We start from the raw sequence: 18648 nt of genomic DNA, 5'->3' as shown, positions 1-18648 counted from the left end.
TTGAAGGCAGCATGCGCATGCGGATTTTTTTGAGGTGCTGGGAGAGGCGGCCTGGGTAAGGCCGCCGAATCTTCAGCGAGTTGCTGCCAGTTCCTGTTGGACGCTGGCGACAGTGCGAGGCCAAGGTTTACCAGCCTGAACCTTCGCTGGCAAGGCCTTGATAGCGGTAACGGCTGCATCACGGCTGCTGAAGCTGCCGTAAGTGATCACATACAGCGGTTTGCCGTTGAGGACTTTCTTGAAATAACGGTACTGGGCGCCCTGTTCCTTGACGAAGTTCTGCGCGGTGGCTTCGGAACTGGTGCCAAGGATCTGCACGACGTAGTTGCCTGGCGCCTGGCCGGCGTACCAGCTACCGCCGGTGGCGGCCTTGGCCACGGTGACAGGCTTCTCGGCTGGCTTGGCGGCCGGTGCGGCCGGTTTGCTGACTGGAGCAGGAGCAGGCTTGACCACCGGAGCCGGCTTGGCGGCGGCGACCTGGGTCGGCGCCGGGGTCGGACGAACTTCAGGCGTCGGCGCCGGACCGGCCGGCACGCCGGCTGGCGGTGCAATGGTGGTCACGGTCGGCGGCGTGGCGCTGGAGCCTTCCACCGGCACGCCATCGTCACCCTCGGTGATCCCGCCTGCGGCTTCGGCCAGAGGACCGCGCATCACCGGTTGCGACTGGCCGACCAATGGCAGCGGCATGGGCTGGGAAGAGCCGTTGAACTCAACAGCCGGGCTGCCATTGCTATTCGGTTGCGGCGTCTGGCCCAGCGGCAGCTGCGCCTGTTCGTTGGCTGGCGCACCAGCAGTACTTGGTGCCTTGCTGCGACCCGGCATCAGCCAGGCAGCGGCAACGGCTACCACTACGACTGCAGATATCGCCAATACGTGTTTCTTCGGCATATTGAACCCCATACTTGGACGCTTGACCGCTGAGCGGCTGGCAATCATGGCTTCGATCATTGCATCCCGGGCGACCTGGTTGATGTTGCCAGGCCAGCCATCGGAGCCTTCGTGAATATCACTGATCTGATCCGCGGAGAAAAGTTCGATACCGCGCCCTGCGCCTTCGAGACGCTGCGCCAGGTATTCACGGGTTTCTTCTTCGGTGTAGGGCTGCAGTTCGATGACATGGAAGCGCTCTTCTTCCGCGCTCAGCAGCTCCAGGCCGGCAATCAGCGACGACTCGCCGAACAGGAACACATGCGGACGACCTTCCGGCGCACCGGCGGCGAGCGCCAGCAGCGCCTCGAGCGCCGATTCGTCGAGCTGCTCGGCGTCATCCACCAGCAGATAGACTTCCTGGCCAGTCAGCGCCAGCTGCACCACTTGCGCCAGGATCGGGCCAATCTCGGCCTGCTCGACGTTCAGCGCCTGGGCCACCTGGCGCAGCACGCCTGCCGCATCGCCGGCACCACGGGCGGAAACCACCACGCTCTGTACCGATTGCTTGTTGGTGCTGGCGACCAGCGCCTGGCGCAGCAGCGTCTTGCCGCTGCCCTGCGGGCCGGTCACCACCAGCAGCAGTTGGCTGTAGCGCGCCAGGTGGTGCAGTTGCCCCAGCACCGGCTTGCGCTGGGCGGGGAAAAACTTGAAGCCAGGCACCCGTGGAGCAAAAGGGTCATGGCTCAACTGATAGTGGCCGAGGAAAGCCTCGTCGGCATGCAAACTAGTCATGGGGATCTTATTAACCTTTAAGCTGAGCCAGGGCGCGGTAATCCGCTCCCAGCGTGGCCTGTAAAACCTCTTTCGGATAATCGTCGGTCACTACGGCTTCGCCCATGCGGCGCAACAGCACCAGACGCAAACGACCATCGATCACTTTCTTGTCAATTGCCATGTGTTCGAGAAAATCCGCTTCGGTCATTTCCTCGGGCGGAATGACCGGCAAGCCCGCGCGCTGGAACAGGCGAATACCGCGGTCACGCTCCTCGGCGGTGATCCAGCCGAGGCGTGCGGACATCTCCAGCGCCATTACGGTGCCAGCAGCGACCGCTTCACCATGCAGCCAGACACCATAGCCCATGTGGGTTTCGATGGCGTGGCCGAAGGTATGCCCCAGGTTCAGCGTGGCGCGCACGCCGGACTCACGCTCGTCGGCACCGACCACGGCCGCCTTGGCCGCGCAGGAGCGTTCGATGGCATAGGTCAGCGCCTGCTGGTCGAGGGCTCGCAAGCGGTCGACGTTGTCTTCGAGCCAGGTCAGGAAGGGCTCGTCGCAGATCAGACCGTACTTGATGACTTCCGCCAGGCCAGCCGACAGCTCGCGGGCCGGCAGGGTATTGAGCGAGGCGGTATCGATCAGCACCACGTTCGGCTGATAGAAGGCGCCGACCATGTTCTTGCCCAGCGGATGGTTGATACCGGTCTTGCCGCCCACCGACGAATCGACCTGGGACAGCAAGGTGGTAGGAATCTGGATGAAATCGACGCCGCGCTGGTAGCAGGCAGCGGCAAAGCCGGCCATGTCGCCGATCACCCCGCCGCCGAGGGCGATGATCGTGGTGCGACGGTCGTGCCGTGCGGTCAGCAGGCCATCGAAAATAAGCTGCAGGGTTTCCCAGTTCTTGAATGCTTCGCCGTCGGGCAGAACCACCGAGATCACCGAGAACTGCGCAAGGCTGCGTTTCAGACGCTCAAGGTACAGCGGCGCTACGGTTTCATTGGAAACGATCGCCACTTGCCGCCCGGCGACGTGCGGAGCCAGCAACTCGGGCCGGTCCAACAAACCTTCGCCAATATGAATCGGGTAGCTGCGCTCGCCTAGATCGACCTTAAGTGTCTGCATGTGTCCCCACAGTGAAATGGAAGCTGGTGTCCTGCCTTACATTAACGACGGGCATCACCTGGTTTTCTGACGCCGCGCAATAGCCATGCGCCACAACCGCAAGCGATCACGGCAAGGCGCCGAGGATAGCGCATTTCACGCTGCGCATTAACGGGGAGGCAGTTGCTGCAGGCGGTCCAGTATGTCCAGCACCACCATGCGCGGTGGCCGCTCATCGGTTTCAACCACCAGGTCGGCGATTTCCCGATAAAGCGGATCGCGAATCGCCAACAGGTCCCGCAGGGTCTTCGCCGGATCGGCCGTGCGCAGCAGCGGTCGATTGCGATCCCGGGCGGTACGACCGACCTGCTGCTCCACCGAGGCATGCAGATAGACCACACGCCCCCCGGCATGCAGCGCCAGGCGATTGGCTTCACGCATCACCGCGCCGCCGCCGGTCGCCAGGACCACGCCATCGGCGGAGCACAGCTCGGCGATCATGGCCTGTTCCCGATCACGAAAGCCCGGTTCGCCTTCCTTATCGAAGATCCACGGGATATTGGCGCCCGTGCGCAACTCAATTTCCTTATCGGAATCTTTGAATGGCAGGCGCAGCTCTTTGGCCAGCAAGCGACCAATGGTGCTTTTGCCAGCCCCCATTGGCCCAACAAGAATCAAATTTCGCACAGAATCAACGACTCACAGCAATCGCCTGGTTGTTCATGATACGCGGAGTGAGAAATACCAGCAGCTCGGATTTTTTCTCCGACACCACGTCACGCCTGAAAAGGCGGCCAAGATACGGCACATCGCCTAGAAATGGCACCTTATCTACAACCTTGCTTTGCGTATTGGAGAAAACCCCACCGATAACGATGGTTTCTCCGTCGTTGATCAGGACCTTGGCGTTGACCTCGTTCTTCTTGATCGGCGGCACGTCCTGGACCTTGTTCAGGTAGTCCGGCTCGTCCTTGGTGACCTTGACCTCCATGATGATGCGGTTATCCGGGGTGATCTGCGGCGTCACCTCCAGGGACAGCGAAGCCTCCTTGAACGACACCGAAGTCGCCCCGCTGGAGGCGGCTTCCTGATAGGGGATTTCCGTACCCTTGAGGATCTTCGCCGTCTCCTTGTCGGAGGTGACCACCTTGGGCTGGGAGACGATTTCACCGTTACCGGTCTTTTCCATGGCTGTCAGCTCAAGGTCCAGCAACACGTTGTCGGTGATGAAGGCGATACCCAGGCCGGAGGTATTGGCGGTGGTGCCCAGGTCGACGAACGGTGAATTGCTGCTGGTGCTGCCCGGCGTACCAATGGTGGAAGAGCCGTTGGTGCCGTTGCTGACCCCCGAGGCATTCCAGTTGCCCTGGTTCTGGATCGAGCCACCCCAGCGCACGCCCAGGCTTTTGTCGTAGTCGACGTTGGCCTCGACGATCCGCGCCTCGATCATCACCTGGCGCACCGGGATATCCAGCTGGCTGACAATCCGCCGCAGCTCGTCCAGGCGCTCCCGGGTCTGGTAGGCAATGATGTTGTTGGTCCGCTCATCGACCGTGATCGAACCACGCTCGTCAGACTTGTCCTCAGCGCGGGTGACCGACTGGAACAGCTTGGCGATCTCCGCCGCCTTGGCATAGTTGACCTGCAGCAGTTCACGCCGCAGCGGCTCGAGATCGGCGATCTGCTTCTGCGACTCCAGCTCCTGGCGTTCGCGGGCCGCGATTTCATCGGCTGGCGCCACCAGCAACACATTGCCCACCTTGCGCTTGTCCAGCCCCTTGGTCTTGAGCACCAGATCGAGAGCCTGGTCCCACGGCACATTTTGCAGGCGCAAGGTAATGCCGCCCTGCACCGTATCGCTGGCCACCAGATTGAGGTTGGTGAAGTCGGCGATCAGTTGCAGCACCGAGCGGACCTCGATGTCCTGGAAGTTCAGCGAGAGCTTTTCGCCGTTATAGGCTGAGCGCTCGGCGTTGCGTTTCTGCAGATCGCCCGAAGTCATCGGCCTGACACTTACCGTGAGTTTGTTGTCCGTCTGGTAGGTCGAGTAATCGAAGGTGCCGCCGGGCTCGATGGTGACGATGGCCTTGCCGGACTCCGCCCGGGCGCTGACGAATTGCACGGGAGTGGCGAAGTCCTTGACGTCCAGCCTGACCCGCAGGGGTTCTGGCAGACGGGCCTTGGCGAAGGTAAGGACGAGCTTGCCGTCGCGTTCCTGGATATCCGGGCTCATTCCCGAGTCGGAGAGGTCGATCAGTACATTGCCTTCACCCTGCTCGCCGCGCTGGAAATCCACACTGCGAATCGACCGCCCCGCCGAAGCCGTGGCCTTGGCCCGCCCGGACGCGACAGCCGGCTGCCCCGGTGCACTCTGCGCCACCGTCGCCCCCTGGCCGATCACCACAAACAGCTGATTGCCGGCGACTCGAGTGCTGTAGGGCGCCAGCGCGACCAGATTGACCACCACCCGGGTACGCGGCCCCGATTCGACCACCGTCACGCTGCGCGCATTGCCATTGCCCAGATCGCGGCTCTTGTTCGCCAGCTGGCTGACGACACCCGGCAGATCGAGGGCGATCCGCGCCGGCTGGTCGGTGGTATAACCCCGCGGCTCGGGCACCGGTCCATCGAAGGTGAGTTTCAACTCCAGGCGATCCCCCGGCAGCGCCGCGACATCCAGGGCCTTGAGGCTGGCCGCCATGGCCATCGGTGAAAGCAGCGCCATCCATAGCGCAATACCGAAGGCTGAAAAGATCCTGTTCATGATGCGAGTTCCACTATGAGTGTTCTTTTAATGGAATGGTCCGTGGTCGCTCCAGCCACGCTCCCGCTCCATCGGGAACAATCTCGACCACGTCGACCTGTGAATCGCTGATCGCGACAATCCGCCCATCGTTACGCCCCAGGTAGTCGCCGACCTTCAGCCGATGCACACCACCGGCACCGCGCAACAACGCAAAGACGCCAGAGGCATTGGAAAGGGTGCCCACCATCTCGAACTGCTCGATGCTGAAGCCCTCGAGATACTGCTTGCTGCGGCTCGGATCCGGCCTGACCGCGGGCGAGCCCGCCCGGCGTGCCGCCAGGTCCACCCGAACCGCAGGCTGAAACGGGCTGCGCAAGGGTGCAGCGTTGTAGGTGAACGTTGGGTAAGACCCGAATGCCGGCATTGGTTCAATCTCACCGGGCGGCCGTAGCCGCACCTCGTTCATGTAGGCATCCAGATCGCTGAAGTCGTCATTGCCGCCACAACCGGCCAGCCCGACAAATGCCAGCACGAGCAACAAGCCGCGAACGCGCTTCATGGACGGGGCACCTTGTAGCGGTAAGTCCTGGCCAGAATGTTCATGCGCAGCTTCGAGCCGACTTCCGGCGTGACCGGTTTGATCTCGAAATCATGCAGGGTGACGATTCGCGGCAAGCCGGCCACGCCGCTGACGAAAGTTGCCAGTTCGTGGTACCCACCGGTGACCGTGATCTGGATCGGCAATTCGACGTAGAACGGCTGGACCACCTCAGGCAACAGCTTGATCTCTTCGAACTCCAGCCCGCTGCCAAGCCCGGTGCGACTGATATCTTCCAACAGCCCCGGCACTTCGGTATCGCTGGGAAGCTGGCGCAGCATGAGGTCAAAGGCGGTTTCCATGGCCTTCATCTGTTCGGTGTAAGGCCCCAGGTTGGCCACCAGGCGCGCCTTGCTGGCGAACTGCTGTTTCAGCACGGCCTCGTCCGCCCGGCGCTGGTCGAGTTGCAGCAACAGATCCTTGAGGTACAGGTTGTAACCAAGGGCCAGCACCAGCAGCATGACCAGCGCCGAGACCACGCCTTTGACCAGCGCGGGCCAGCCCCCCATGTTGCTCATGTCCAGCTCGCCGAGATCGATCCGGCGCATCTGCGCCCACCCGCCGGAAAGGCTCATTGCCCACCCTCGCCCATGGCGGGCCGGGTCTGATGGACCGTCAGCTGAAACACATTGGCCTGGTCGGCGTTGTCCGCCCCGGCGGCCTTGACCTCCGTCAGGCTCGGCGCGTCGAACCAGTCGGAGGCGTCCAGATTGCGCATCAGGTCCGAAACACGATGGTTCGATTCGGCCGCCCCGGTGATGGAGAGGGTCTGCCCGCTCATCCTGACATCGGTGAAATACACCCCGTCCGGCAGGGTGCGGGCCAACTGGTCGAATACCCGCGCGCTGGTGGAGCGATTGCCTTGCAGGTCCTGGATGATCTTCATCCGTTCCACCAACTGCTCGCGATGCAGCTTCAGCTCGCCGATCTTGGCGATCCGCTGATCGAGCAAGGTTATTTGAGCGCCTACATGATTGTTGCGCGCCAGCTGCCTGTCGATCGCCCGGTCGATGATCCTGTCGCCCGCGAACAGCGCACCCAGGGCCACCGCCGCAGCCGCTGCCAGGCCCAGGAGAAAGTGGCGACGCCGTTGTTCACGCCGCGCCTCGCGCCAGGGAAGAAGATTGATCCGCGCCATCAGTCGAAACTCCGCAAGGCCAGCCCACAGGCGATCATCAAGGATGGAGCCTCGCTGGCCAGGGCCGCGGCGTCGACCTTGCCGCCGATGCTCATGCCAGCGAAGGGGTTGGCGATCAGCACAGGCAAGCCCAGGCGCTGCTCGATCAACGGCGCAAGTCCCGGAACCGAGGCGCTGCCGCCCGCCAACAGGATAGAGTCGACCTGGCGCTGTGGGCCGGAGGCCTGGAAAAACTGCAACGAGCGCGAAACCTGCTGCACCACCGCCTCCTGAAAGGGTTGCAGCACCTCACTGGCGTAATCGTCCGGCAGGCCGCCTTGCTTTTTCGCCAGGCCGGCCTCTTCTTTCGACAGCCCGTAACGACGCTGGATGTGCTCGGTCAGTTGGTGCCCACCAAACAACTGCTCGCGGGAATAGATGATCTGCCCTTCATGCACAACGCTCAGGGTGGTCAGGGTGGCTCCGATATCGACCAGCGCCACAGTCCGGGCAACCGACGCCCCGGCCGCCAGGGCGAACGAGCGTTCCAGCGCGCAGACCTCCAGGTCCACCACCCGCGCCGTCAGCCCGGCGAGTTCCAGCGCCGCCTCGCGAACTTCGATGTGTTCCTTGCGACAAGCCGCCAACAGCACATCGACGCGTTCGGGATTGCGCGCCGAATAGCCGAGGACGTCGAAATCGATGGCGGCCTCATCCAGCGGATAGGGGATGTACTGGTCGGCGTCGACCTTGAGCTGGCTCTCCCGATCGTCATCGCAAAGCCCGGCCTCCATCTCGATAACCTTGCTGATCACCGCCGAGCCGGCCATCGCCAGCGCTGCGTGCTTCGCTCCCGGCCGGGCCCTGGCCAGCAGGCGAGACAAGGCATGCCCCACCCCTTCGGGCTCGACGATGTTTTTTTCGACCACGGCGTTGGCCGGCAACAGCTCCACCCCATAGGCCTCGACCCGAAAACGGCCGCCGACCCGGCTCAACTCAAGAAGCTTGACCGAGGTGGAGCTGATATCGATCCCCAGAAGGGAACTCGCCTTTTTACTGAAGAGTCCTAGCACTACCAATTCCCTATGACTATCCGTGACTTACGGACTCTGGAATGTCCATTGCGTTCAATCACCCCGTCTTGACAGACGGGCAAATGACGCCCTCTACGGAAAAATGCTTATAATGCCCAGCGATTTTTCCGCGATTTATCTGCTGCGTGAGCCGATTCCTGACTGTGAATACCTGACGCCTAATTCATTCCTTTCTCTGGAAATCCAAAAGCCTTGATTCGTCTGCTGAAGTTTTTCGGGTGGTCCATCGTCGCTGTGTTCTGCGGGCTGCTCCTCGCTCTCTCCGGCGCGTTTCTCTATCTTAGTCCTGGGTTACCGTCGGTAGAGGCGCTCAGAAGTATCCAGTTGCAGATTCCCCTGCGGGTGTACAGCAGCGACGGCAAGTTGATCGCAGAATTCGGTGAAATGCGCCGCACTCCGATCCGTTTCGCCGACATTCCCCCCAACTTCATTAATGCGTTACTAAGTGCTGAAGACGACAATTTCGCCAACCACTACGGCGTCGATCCCAGCAGCCTGATGCGTGCCGCGACCCAACTGATCAAGAGCGGGCACATCCAGTCCGGCGGCAGCACCATCACCATGCAGGTGGCGAAGAACTTCTTCCTGAGCAGCGAACGCAGCTTCTCGCGCAAGACCACCGAGATCCTCCTGGCCCTGCAAATCGAGCGCCAACTGACCAAGGACGAGATCCTCGAGCTGTACGTCAACAAGATCTACCTGGGTAACCGCGCCTACGGCATCGAAGCCGCCGCGCAGGTGTACTACGGCAAGTCGATTCGCGATGTCAGCCTGGCGCAGATGGCCATGATCGCCGGCCTGCCCAAGGCACCGTCGCGCTTCAACCCGCTGGCCAACCCGGCGCGCAGCAAGGAGCGCCGCGACTGGATCCTGGGGCGCATGTACAAGCTCGGCAAGATCAGCGAGGCCGATTACCAGGCCGCCGTGGCCGAGCCGCTGAACGCCAGCTACCACGTACCGACGCCGGAAGTGAACGCACCGTACGTCGCCGAGATGGCCCGCGCCGAGATGGTCGGTCGTTATGGCAGCGACGCCTACACCGAAGGTTTCCGCGTCACCACCACGGTACCGAGCGACCTGCAGGAACTGGCCAACACCGCCGTCCATGAAGGCCTGATCACCTACGACCAGCGCCATGGCTATCGCGGCCCCGAATCGCGCCTGCCCGGCAAGACCCACGCCGCCTGGGCCCAGGAACTGACCAAGCAACGCAGCATCAGCGGCCTGGAGCCGGCGATCGTCACCCAGGTCGACAAGAACGGCCTGCAGGTACTGACCCGCACCGGCGAAGAGCACGTGGGCTGGGACAGCATGAAATGGGCGCGTCCGTTCCTGAACACCAACAGCATGGGCCCAGCGCCCAAGCAGCCGAGCGATGTCGCCCAGGTCGGCGACCTGATTCGCGTGCAGCGCCAGGCGGACAACTCGCTCAAGTTCCGCCAGATCCCGGTCGTTCAGGGCGCGCTGGTGTCCCTCGACCCGCAAAACGGCGCCATTCGCTCGCTGGTGGGCGGTTTCGCCTTCGAGCAGAGCAACTACAACCGGGCACTGCAGGCCAAGCGCCAACCCGGTTCCAGCTTCAAGCCGTTCGTCTATAGCGCCGCGCTGGACAATGGCTACACCGCCGCCAGCCTGGTGAACGATGCACCGATCGTCTTTGTCGACGAGTACCTGGACAAGGTCTGGCGCCCGAAAAACGACACCAACACCTTCCTCGGCCCGATCCGCATGCGCGAGGCGCTGTACAAGTCGCGCAACCTGGTTTCGATCCGCCTCCTGCAAAGCCTGGGCGTGGACCGCACCATCGACTACATCAGCAAGTTCGGCTTCAACAAACAGGACCTGCCGCGCAACCTGTCGCTGGCCCTGGGCACCGCGACCCTGACCCCGATGGAAATCGCCACCGGCTGGAGCGTGTTCGCCAACGGCGGCTATAAGGTCACGCCATACATCATCGACAAGATCGAAAGCCGTAATGGCGAAACCCTGTTCACCGCCAACCCGCCGAGCGTACCGACTGGCGACACAGCCAGCAGCGGGATCGCGGCACCGACAGAACAGAGCTTCACGGTGAACAACGTCCCGGGCGAAACCCCGAGCCAGGCTCCTGTACAGGCGCCGGCGGTGGCCGAACGCATCATCGACGGGCGTACCACCTACATCCTCAACAGCATGCTGGAAGACGTGATCAAGCTCGGCACCGGGCGACGCGCCCTGGCCCTGGGCCGCACCGACCTGGCCGGCAAGACCGGGACCACCAACGAATCCAAGGACGCCTGGTTCTCCGGCTACAACGCCGACTACGTGACCACGGTCTGGACCGGTTTCGACCAGCCGGAAAGCCTGGGCCGCCGCGAATACGGCGGCACCGTGGCCCTGCCGATCTGGATGAACTACATGGGCGCCGCCCTCAAGGACAAGCCGGCCCATACCCAGGCCGAGCCGGAAGGCATTCTCAGCCTGCGGGTCGATCCGGTCAGCGGCCGCGCCGCGACACCGGGCACGCCGAATGCCTACTTCGAACTGTTCAAGAGCGAAGACACACCGCCTTCGGTCAACGAACTGGGCAATGGCTACGCCCCTGGCAGCCCGCTGCCGGCGGACGAGTCGGCGCCGATCGATCTGTTCTAAAGAGCAGCTACAAGCTGCGAGCTTCAAGCGGCAAGGAGGAGCGACACTGCCTCCTCTTGCAGCTTGAGGCTTGAAACTTCCCCATAAAAAAACCCGGCTCGAAGGCCGGGTTTTTTATGGACTGCTATTAACCGTTGAACACGTCATCCACGCTTTTCAGCGGGTAGTTCTTCGGATACGGCAGGGTCGCCACGCCGGTCTCGATCGCGGCCTTGGCCACGGCGTCGGAGATCACGGTGATCAGGCGGGCATCCATTGGCTTCGGAATGATGTACTCACGACCGAATTCCAGCTTGATGCCGCCGTAGGCGTCGCACACTTCCTGAGGCACCGGCAGCTTGGCCAGTTCGCGCAGGGCGTTGGCCGCGGCCACTTTCATTTCTTCGTTGATGCGCTTGGCGCGAACGTCCAGGGCACCGCGGAAGATGAACGGGAAGCCCAGCACGTTGTTGACCTGGTTCGGGTAGTCCGAACGACCAGTGGCCATGATCACGTCGCTGCGGGTGGCGTGCGCCAGCTCCGGGGCGATTTCCGGATCAGGGTTCGAGCAGGCGAACACGATCGGGTTGGCAGCCATGGAGCTCAGGCCTTCGGCGCTCAGCAGGTTCGGGCCGGACAGGCCAACGAACACGTCGGCACCTTTCAGGGCGTCAGCCAGGGTGCGCTTGTCGGTCGTGTGGGCGAAGACCGCCTTGTACTGGTTCAGGTCGTCGCGCTCGGAGTGGATCACGCCGGTACGGTCGACCATGAAGATGTTTTCGATCTGGGCGCCCATGCTCACCAGCAGCTTCATGCAGGAGATGGCGGCGGCACCGGCGCCCAGGCAGACGATCTTCGCGTCCGGCAGGGTTTTGCCAGCGATTTCCAGGGCGTTGATCATGCCGGCCGCGGTCACGATAGCGGTGCCGTGCTGGTCATCGTGGAATACCGGAATGTCGCACTGCTCGATCAGGGCGCGCTCGATCTCGAAGCACTCTGGCGCCTTGATGTCTTCCAGGTTGATGCCACCGAAGGTGATGGAGATGCGCTTGACGGTGTCGATGAAGGCTTGCGGGCTTTCGGAGTCGACTTCGATGTCGAATACGTCGATGCCGGCGAAGCGCTTGAACAGCACGCCCTTGCCTTCCATCACCGGCTTGGAAGCCAGTGGGCCGAGGTTACCCAGGCCGAGAATCGCGGTGCCATCGGAAATGACTGCAACCAGGTTGCCCTTGCCGGTGTATTTGTAGGCCAGTTCAGGGTCGCGGGCGATTTCGCGTACTGGTTCGGCTACGCCGGGGCTGTAGGCCAGCGACAGGTCGCGGGCGGTAGCGGTGGCCTTGGTGAGCTCGACACTCAGTTTCCCTGGACGGGGATTGGCGTGATATTCGAGAGCGGCAGTTTTCAGATCAGACATGTGGGCATTCCGCTTTTTACTGTTGGACAGACGGACCGCCGAGGATACGCGTGTCGCAAAGTCCCTACAAGACTGGTCAGTCACCCCTGTCAAGGCCCGCAGGCTACGACTTTGGGCCAAGAGCCACGGAACACAAGGGATAGACTGTTCACAATCGAAATAAAAAATGTCTACAATTTTTTATTTATTGAACCAGCTGGAACATTCCGGGATGGGTCAGCGGCAACATCCAGCGCGCCTGACCCGATTTCAAGCCACCCTTGCGCGAACGGTCAAGCACCCAGCCGCGCGCCTCGATCCGCTGTCCCGGCAGGCAATCCAGCTGCGCGACATCGAATTGGCCAAGCAGATTGGGTGCAATGCGCAATACAACCGAATCCTGCAATTCGATCCAGATGCCGCCCCGATTGCGTTGCACCTTGCTCACCCGGCCACTGAGCAGCGCAAAACCGGAGGCCTTTATCTGATCCGCTTTCAGTACAGACGATTGCCGCCACAGCCCCAGCCGGGACTGGCGAGCACTGCGCTCGGCGGCTTGCTGGCAGCCGAACAAATCGACGTTCGGCGCTACCGCCACCTGGTATCCCAGGCCTTCGGCAAGCAATTGCGCTTCAAGGTTGGCGCCATCGGCGCCATAGACATGGGCCAGGGTCCGCCCATAGTGATCTTTGCTTTCCCGACCGGGAAGCAGGCCGACCCGGCCGTTGCTGGCCTTCACCAACGCCTGCAGGCGCTGGCGGGCGGCAACCGCGAAGGGCTCGTCGGTGCGGCCTTTTTTGCCCAGCTCCGGCGCATTGAGGCCGATCATGCGCACGCTGCGACCATCGGTGAGGCGCAAGGTGTCGCCATCGACCACCCGCTGGACCTGCACGGAGGCCAACCCAACCGGCGCCGGGCAGAACGCCTGGGCGCTGGAGAGCCAAATCGCGGACATAAAAAAGGCGCCCGCAAGGGACGCCTTTTTCATCAGCGAGGAAAAGCTGAAACAGCTTTCCAGACCGATCAGCCTTAGGCCTTTTTCGCGCCGAAAGCGCCGAAACGGTCGGCGAACTTCTGAACGCGGCCGCCGGTATCCAGAGTCTTCTGCTTACCGGTGTAGAACGGGTGGCACTCGTTGCAAACGTCGATCGCCAGCGGCTTAGCGTAGGTCGAACGAGTTTCGAACTTGTTGCCGCAGCTGCAGGTTACGGCAACTGCTGGGTATTCTGGATGGATATCGGCTTTCATGGTGTCTTCCTCAGGCTAGCGTGCCGCCACCCAACACTATTGTTGAATACCGCACGTAATTAGGCCGCGGATTCTACCAGACCTTTGCGATCACGCAAGCTGTCCCTCGCACCGACCGTCTGCTAGGCTCCGGGCCTTCTTCACCGCCCGTTCACTGAGATTTCCCCGCGTGCCCGACGCCATTTTGCGCCTCGCCCTGCCTTCGCCCATGCGCCGCCTGTTCGATTACCGGGCCCCTGCCGGCGTACTGCGTACCCAGTTGCATCCCGGCATGCGCCTGCGAGTGCCGTTCGGTCGCCGGGAGATGATCGGCATCCTGGTCGAAGTCACGGACAGTAGCGAAGTCCCCGCCGAGAAACTCAAGCCGGCCTTGGCCCTGCTGGACGCCACCCCACCGCTGCCGCCCGCGCTGTTCAAGCTGTGCCTGTGGACCGCGCAGTATTACCAGCACAGCCTCGGCGACACCCTGAGCTGGGCGCTGCCGGTCCTGCTGCGCCAGGGCGAGCCGGCCGAGGCCCGGCAGGAACGCTTCTGGTCGGTCAGCCCCGGCGCCAGCCTCGACGACCCACGCATCGCCCGCGCCCCGCGCCAGCGCGAAGCCCTGGCAACGCTGGCCCAGCACCCGCACGGCGTCGCCCACCAATTGCTGAGCAAGCTGATGCTGAGCAAGGACAGCCTGGACCTGTTGCTGGCCAAGGACCTGGTGCAGGTGGAAGTCCGCCGGCACGCCCCGGGCGAACGCCACGAACATTGGCTGGCCCAGCCGGAACTGCCGCTCAACAGCGAACAGCGCGCTGCCTGTGAGGCCATCCGCTCCGGTTTCGACAGCTATCACGCCTTCCTGCTGGCCGGGGTCACCGGCAGCGGCAAGACCGAAGTCTATCTGCAGCTGATCCGCGAAACCCTGGAAGCCGGCAAGCAGGCGCTGGTGCTGATCCCGGAAATCAACCTCGGGCCACAGACCCTGGCGCGCTTCGAGCAACGCTTCAACGCGCGCATCGCCCTGCTGCACTCGGCGGTCAACGACCGCGAGCGCCTGGACGCCTGGCTGGCGGCCCGCGACGGAGAGGCCGACATTATTATCGGCACCCGCTCGGCGCTGTTCACGCCGATGAAGAACCCCGGGCTGATCATCATCGATGAAGAGCACGACGGCTCCTATAAACAGCAGGAAGGCCTGCGCTACCACGCCCGCGATCTGGCCCTGGTCCGCGCCCGCCAGGAAAACATCCCTATTGTGCTGGGCTCCGCCACTCCATCGATGGAAAGCCTGCACAACGCCTACACCGGCCGCTATGGCCTGTTGCGCCTGAACGAGCGGGCTGGCGGCGCTAAGCAGCCGCGCTTCCTGCGCCTGGACGTGAAGAGCCGGCCGCTGGACAGCGGCATTTCCGGCCCCATGCAACAAGCCATCGGCCAGACCCTGGCAGCAGGCCAGCAGGTGCTGGTGTTCCTCAACCGCCGCGGCTTCGCGCCGACCCTGCTGTGCCACGACTGCGGCTGGATGTCCGAGTGCGAACGCTGCGACGCGCGAATGACCGTACACCAGCGCTACGGCGAGCTGCGCTGCCACCATTGCGGCCACTCCGAGCGCGTGCCGCGGCATTGCCCGAAATGCGGCAAGGTCGACCTGCGCCCGGTCGGCGCCGGCACCGAGCGCGCCGAAGAGCGGCTGGCGATCCTGTTCCCGGACTACCCGGTCCTGCGGGTCGACCGCGACAGCACCTCGCGCAAGGGCGCGATGAACCAGTTGTTCGCCACTATCCAGAAGGGCCAGCCCTGCATCCTCGTCGGCACCCAGATGCTCGCCAAGGGGCACCATTTTCCGCGGGTGACCCTGGTCTCGATCCTCGATGCCGACGGCGGCCTGTTCTCCGGCGACTTCCGCGCCAGCGAACGCATGGCGCAGTTGATCGTCCAGGTCGCCGGCCGGGCCGGCCGGGCCGAGGAGCCGGGCAAGGTGATCATCCAGACCCACCTGGCCGACCACCCGCTGCTGGTGCAACTGACCGAACAGGGTTACTTCGCCTTTGCCGAACAGGCCTTGAGCGAACGCCGCGCCGCCGGCCTGCCACCATTCGCCCATCTGGCGCTGCTGCGCGCCGAGGCGCACAAGCCGGGGCAGGCCGAAGGCTTCCTCGACGAAGCCTGCAGCGAGGCCGAGCGTTTGCTGGCAGAGATGAACCTGGGCGGCATCGAGCTGCTGGGGCCGGTACCGGCGCCCATGGAACGCCGGGCCGGGCGTTATCGCGCGCAACTGTTATTACAGGCCAATGCCCGGGCGCCACTGCACAAACTGCTGAGTCACTGGCTGCTGGTCCTGGAACAGATGCCCAGCGGGCGCCAGGTACGCTGGTCGCTGGATGTTGACCCTGTAGACCTGTATTGATAGAAAAACCGCCATCTCAGGCCAGCACGCTTCTGTAGGAGCGAGGCTTGCCCGTGATAAGGCCCGAATAGCCACCGCACAGCCGGCTATAGTTGGCAAGCCCGTCTTCGCAACGGATAATGCCCAGTTTTTCCACCTGCGCATCGAAGCGCCGCCGCGCCAGCGGTTGAAAGAGAAGACCATGAAAGACACCATTCGCCAGCTCATCCAGCAAGCCATCACCCAACTCGTCACCGAAGGTGTGTTGCCAGAAGGCCTGACGCCGGCGATCCAGGTAGAAAACTCCCGCGACAAGACCCACGGCGACTTCGCCAGCAACATCGCCATGATGCTGGCCAAGCCGGCCGGCATGAAACCACGCGACCTGGCGGAAAAGATCATCGCCGCCCTGCCCGCCGACGAGCAGGTCAGCAAGGCCGAGATCGCCGGCCCCGGTTTCATCAACTTTTTCCAGAACACCCAGGCCCTGGCTACCCGCCTGGACGCCGCCCTGGCCGACGCCCATCTTGGCGTGCGCAAGGCCGGCGCGCTGCAGCGCACCGTGGTCGACCTGTCGGCACCGAACCTGGCCAAAGAGATGCACGTCGGCCACCTGCGCTCGACCATCATTGGCGATGGCGTGGCGCGGGTCCTGGAGTTCCTCGGCGATACCGTGATCCGCCAGAACCACGTGGGCGACTGGGGCACCCAGTTCGGCATGCTGATGGCCTACCTGCAGGAAAACCCGATCACCAGCGATGAGCTGTCGGACCTGGAGAACTTCTACCGCGCCGCCAAGCAGCGCTTCGACGAATCCGAAGAGTTCGCCGACCGTGCCCGCGGCCTGGTGGTCAAGCTGCAGGCCGGTGATGCGGACTGCCTGGAGCTGTGGACCAAGTTCAAGGACATCTCCCTGTCCCACTGCCAGAAGATCTACGAACTGCTGAACGTCAAACTGACCATGGCCGACGTGATGGGCGAAAGCGCCTACAACGACGACCTGATCAACGTGGTCAACGATCTCAAGACCAAGGGCATGCTGGTCGAGAGCAACGGCGCCCAGTGCGTGTTCCTCGACGAGTTCAAGAACGCCGAAGGCGAGCCGCTGCCGGTGATCATCGTCAAGGCCGACGGCGGCTACCTGTACGCCACCACCGACCTGGCGGCCGTGCGCTACCGCAGCGGCAAGCTCAAGGCCGACCGCGCGCTGTACTTCGTCGACCAGCGCCAGGCCCTGCACTTCCAGCAAGTGTTCGCGGTGGCCCGCAAGGCCGGCTTCGTGACCCACCCGATGGAAATGGAGCACATGGGCTTCGGCACCATGAACGGCGCTGACGGCCGTCCATTCAAGACCCGCGACGGTGGCACCGTGAAGCTGATCGACCTGCTGACCGAAGCCGAAGAGCGCGCCTACAGCCTGGTCAAGGAAAAGAACCCGGAGCTGGCCGAGGCCGATCTGCGAAATATCGCCAAGGTGGTCGGCATCGACTCGGTGAAATACGCCGACCTGTCCAAGCACCGCACCAGCGACTACAGCTTCAACTTCGACCTGATGCTGAACTTCGAAGGCAACACCGCGCCTTACCTGCTGTACGCCTACACCCGCGCCGCCGGCGTGTTCCGCAAGCTGGGCAAGGACTTCAGCGAAGTACAGGGCCAGATCAACCTGGAAGCCGCCCAGGAACTGGAGCTGGCGGCCAAGCTGGCACAGTTCGGCGAAGTGCTGAACGGCGTGGCCGACAAGGGTACGCCGCACATCCTGTGCACCTACCTGTACGACGTGGCCGGGCTGTTCTCCAGCTTCTACGAGAACTGCCCTATCCTCAGTGCCGAATCGCCGACGCAGATGCAGAGTCGCTTGCGCCTCACCGAGCTGACCCGTCGTACCCTCAAGCAAGGTCTGGAGTTGCTGGGCCTGAAAGTTCTGGAGCAAATGTAAGTTGGCTGCCAAGAAAAAACCTGCACCCAAGCGTGGCGCCAGCCGTTACCAAGCTCCTGCAAAGCAACCGATCCCGGGCTGGTTGTGGATGGCCATCGGCCTGGCCGTGGGCGCCTTCATCGTGTTCCTGATGAAGCTGGAGCCAGGCAAGGGTGGTGACAGCGTCAAGCGCGAGCGGCTGGAGCAACAGAAAACCACCAAGATCGCCGAGGCCAACAAGACCCCGCCGAGCCCGCAGCAACCGCTGAAGCCGAAGTACGACTTCTATACCCTGCTGCCGGAATCGGAGGTGATAGTGCCGCCGGAAGCCGTACCGGAAAAAACCCTGCCAACGCCGCAGACCGCGCCAGTGGTTCCGACCACCCCGGTGACCCCGGCGGAAGCGGCGAAGATCGACACCGCGCGTGCCCAGGCCGCCTTGGCCGGCATCACCCCGCCGCCCGCACCACCGGTGGCACAGCCACAGGTGGCGAAGGCCGCACCGGTGACCAAGTTCTTCCTGCAGGCCGGTTCGTTCCGCAAGCAGACCGATGCCGACAAGGTCCGCGCGCAGATCATCCTGCTGGGGCAATCGGTGTCCGTCGAGTCCGGCACCGTCAAGGACGAGACCTGGTACCGCGTACTGGTGGGCCCGTTCAGCAACCGCGAACAGCTGACCACCGCGCAGAAGCAACTGTCTGGCGCCGGCTTCAGCAACCTGCTGTTACAACAGCGCCAGAGCCGCTAAAGCGGCTGATCGCGAGCAAGCTCGCTCCTACAAGGCCTGTGCCAAACCTGTAG

The 18648-nt window shown here is 63.1% G+C and carries 16 protein-coding genes; 4 read left to right on the top strand and 12 right to left on the bottom strand.

What is annotated here, in order from left to right; translation table 11 throughout:
- Positions 1-72: 72 nt before the first annotated feature.
- From PVZ78_RS22640 to PVZ78_RS22605, 8 genes are all read right to left on the bottom strand, one after another.
- Positions 73-1662 carry an SPOR domain-containing protein gene (locus PVZ78_RS22640; protein WP_016704448.1) on the bottom strand — a complete coding sequence of 530 codons (1590 nt, stop codon included), beginning with the start codon at positions 1660-1662 and terminating at the stop codon, positions 73-75.
- Between the two features lie 10 nt (positions 1663-1672).
- Positions 1673-2773, bottom strand: a complete 1101-nt coding sequence (aroB, locus tag PVZ78_RS22635; protein WP_273829298.1) for a 3-dehydroquinate synthase — start codon at positions 2771-2773, stop codon at positions 1673-1675.
- A gap of 147 nt (positions 2774-2920) precedes the next feature.
- A complete protein-coding gene (aroK, locus tag PVZ78_RS22630; RefSeq protein WP_009041824.1) occupies positions 2921-3439 on the bottom strand; it encodes a shikimate kinase AroK in 519 nt (172 codons plus the stop codon).
- A gap of 4 nt (positions 3440-3443) precedes the next feature.
- Positions 3444-5516: a type IV pilus secretin PilQ gene (gene pilQ / locus PVZ78_RS22625; RefSeq protein ID WP_110175403.1), complete on the bottom strand. Its 2073-nt coding sequence runs from the start codon at positions 5514-5516 to the stop codon at positions 3444-3446.
- 13 nt (positions 5517-5529) lie between these two features.
- On the bottom strand, positions 5530-6057 hold the full coding sequence (locus PVZ78_RS22620; protein WP_009046600.1) for a pilus assembly protein PilP: 528 nt from the start codon (positions 6055-6057) through the stop codon (positions 5530-5532).
- Complete coding sequence (locus tag PVZ78_RS22615; RefSeq protein WP_009046599.1) at positions 6054-6671, bottom strand: type 4a pilus biogenesis protein PilO; 618 nt, start codon at positions 6669-6671, stop codon at positions 6054-6056. The genes PVZ78_RS22620 and PVZ78_RS22615 overlap by 4 nt, the downstream gene beginning before the upstream one ends.
- A complete protein-coding gene (locus PVZ78_RS22610) occupies positions 6668-7234 on the bottom strand; it encodes a PilN domain-containing protein (RefSeq protein ID WP_009046598.1) in 567 nt (188 codons plus the stop codon). Before PVZ78_RS22610 ends, PVZ78_RS22615 begins: the two co-directional genes overlap by 4 nt.
- Positions 7234-8286 carry a pilus assembly protein PilM gene (locus tag PVZ78_RS22605; RefSeq protein ID WP_273829297.1) on the bottom strand — a complete coding sequence of 351 codons (1053 nt, stop codon included), beginning with the start codon at positions 8284-8286 and terminating at the stop codon, positions 7234-7236. Before PVZ78_RS22605 ends, PVZ78_RS22610 begins: the two co-directional genes overlap by 1 nt.
- Positions 8287-8502: 216 nt before the next feature.
- Between PVZ78_RS22605 and PVZ78_RS22600 the strand changes: the two genes are divergently transcribed.
- Positions 8503-10938 (top strand): penicillin-binding protein 1A, encoded by a 2436-nt coding sequence (locus tag PVZ78_RS22600; RefSeq protein WP_164485464.1) that lies wholly within the window; start codon positions 8503-8505, stop codon positions 10936-10938.
- A 127-nt stretch (positions 10939-11065) separates the two neighbouring features.
- Here the strand turns inward: PVZ78_RS22600 and PVZ78_RS22595 are convergent, their stop codons facing one another.
- From PVZ78_RS22595 to rpmE, 3 genes are all read right to left on the bottom strand, one after another.
- Complete coding sequence (locus PVZ78_RS22595) at positions 11066-12334, bottom strand: malic enzyme-like NAD(P)-binding protein (protein WP_009046595.1); 1269 nt, start codon at positions 12332-12334, stop codon at positions 11066-11068.
- 184 nt (positions 12335-12518) lie between these two features.
- Positions 12519-13301 (bottom strand): thermonuclease family protein, encoded by a 783-nt coding sequence (locus tag PVZ78_RS22590; RefSeq protein WP_273829296.1) that lies wholly within the window; start codon positions 13299-13301, stop codon positions 12519-12521.
- A gap of 41 nt (positions 13302-13342) precedes the next feature.
- On the bottom strand, positions 13343-13561 hold the full coding sequence (gene rpmE / locus PVZ78_RS22585; protein ID WP_009046593.1) for a 50S ribosomal protein L31: 219 nt from the start codon (positions 13559-13561) through the stop codon (positions 13343-13345).
- A gap of 169 nt (positions 13562-13730) precedes the next feature.
- Here rpmE and PVZ78_RS22580 point away from each other — a divergent pair, with 169 nt between their 5' ends.
- Positions 13731-15950, top strand: coding sequence for a primosomal protein N' (locus PVZ78_RS22580; protein ID WP_273829295.1), 2220 nt, complete (start codon positions 13731-13733; stop codon positions 15948-15950).
- 16 nt (positions 15951-15966) lie between these two features.
- Here PVZ78_RS22580 and PVZ78_RS22575 read toward each other — a convergent pair whose 3' ends face one another.
- The gene (locus PVZ78_RS22575) at positions 15967-16164 is read right to left on the bottom strand and encodes a hypothetical protein (protein ID WP_124312678.1); all 198 of its coding nucleotides are present in this window, start codon (positions 16162-16164) and stop codon (positions 15967-15969) included.
- Between PVZ78_RS22575 and argS the strand changes: the two genes are divergently transcribed.
- Entirely contained in the window at positions 16132-17868 is a 1737-nt protein-coding gene (gene argS / locus PVZ78_RS22570) for an arginine--tRNA ligase (RefSeq protein WP_028683782.1), read from the top strand. The two genes, PVZ78_RS22575 and argS, sit on opposite strands and share 33 nt — an antisense overlap.
- A gap of 1 nt (position 17869) precedes the next feature.
- A complete protein-coding gene (locus PVZ78_RS22565; RefSeq protein WP_257371454.1) occupies positions 17870-18595 on the top strand; it encodes an SPOR domain-containing protein in 726 nt (241 codons plus the stop codon).
- The last annotated feature ends 53 nt before the right edge of the window (positions 18596-18648 follow it).

This window comes from Pseudomonas sp. SBT1-2 (genome assembly GCF_028640875.1).
GTDB lineage: Bacteria > Pseudomonadota > Gammaproteobacteria > Pseudomonadales > Pseudomonadaceae > Aquipseudomonas > Aquipseudomonas chlororaphis_I.
Note: the sequence above shows the minus strand (reverse complement) of the source record. Positions and strands in the feature narration are given on the sequence as shown.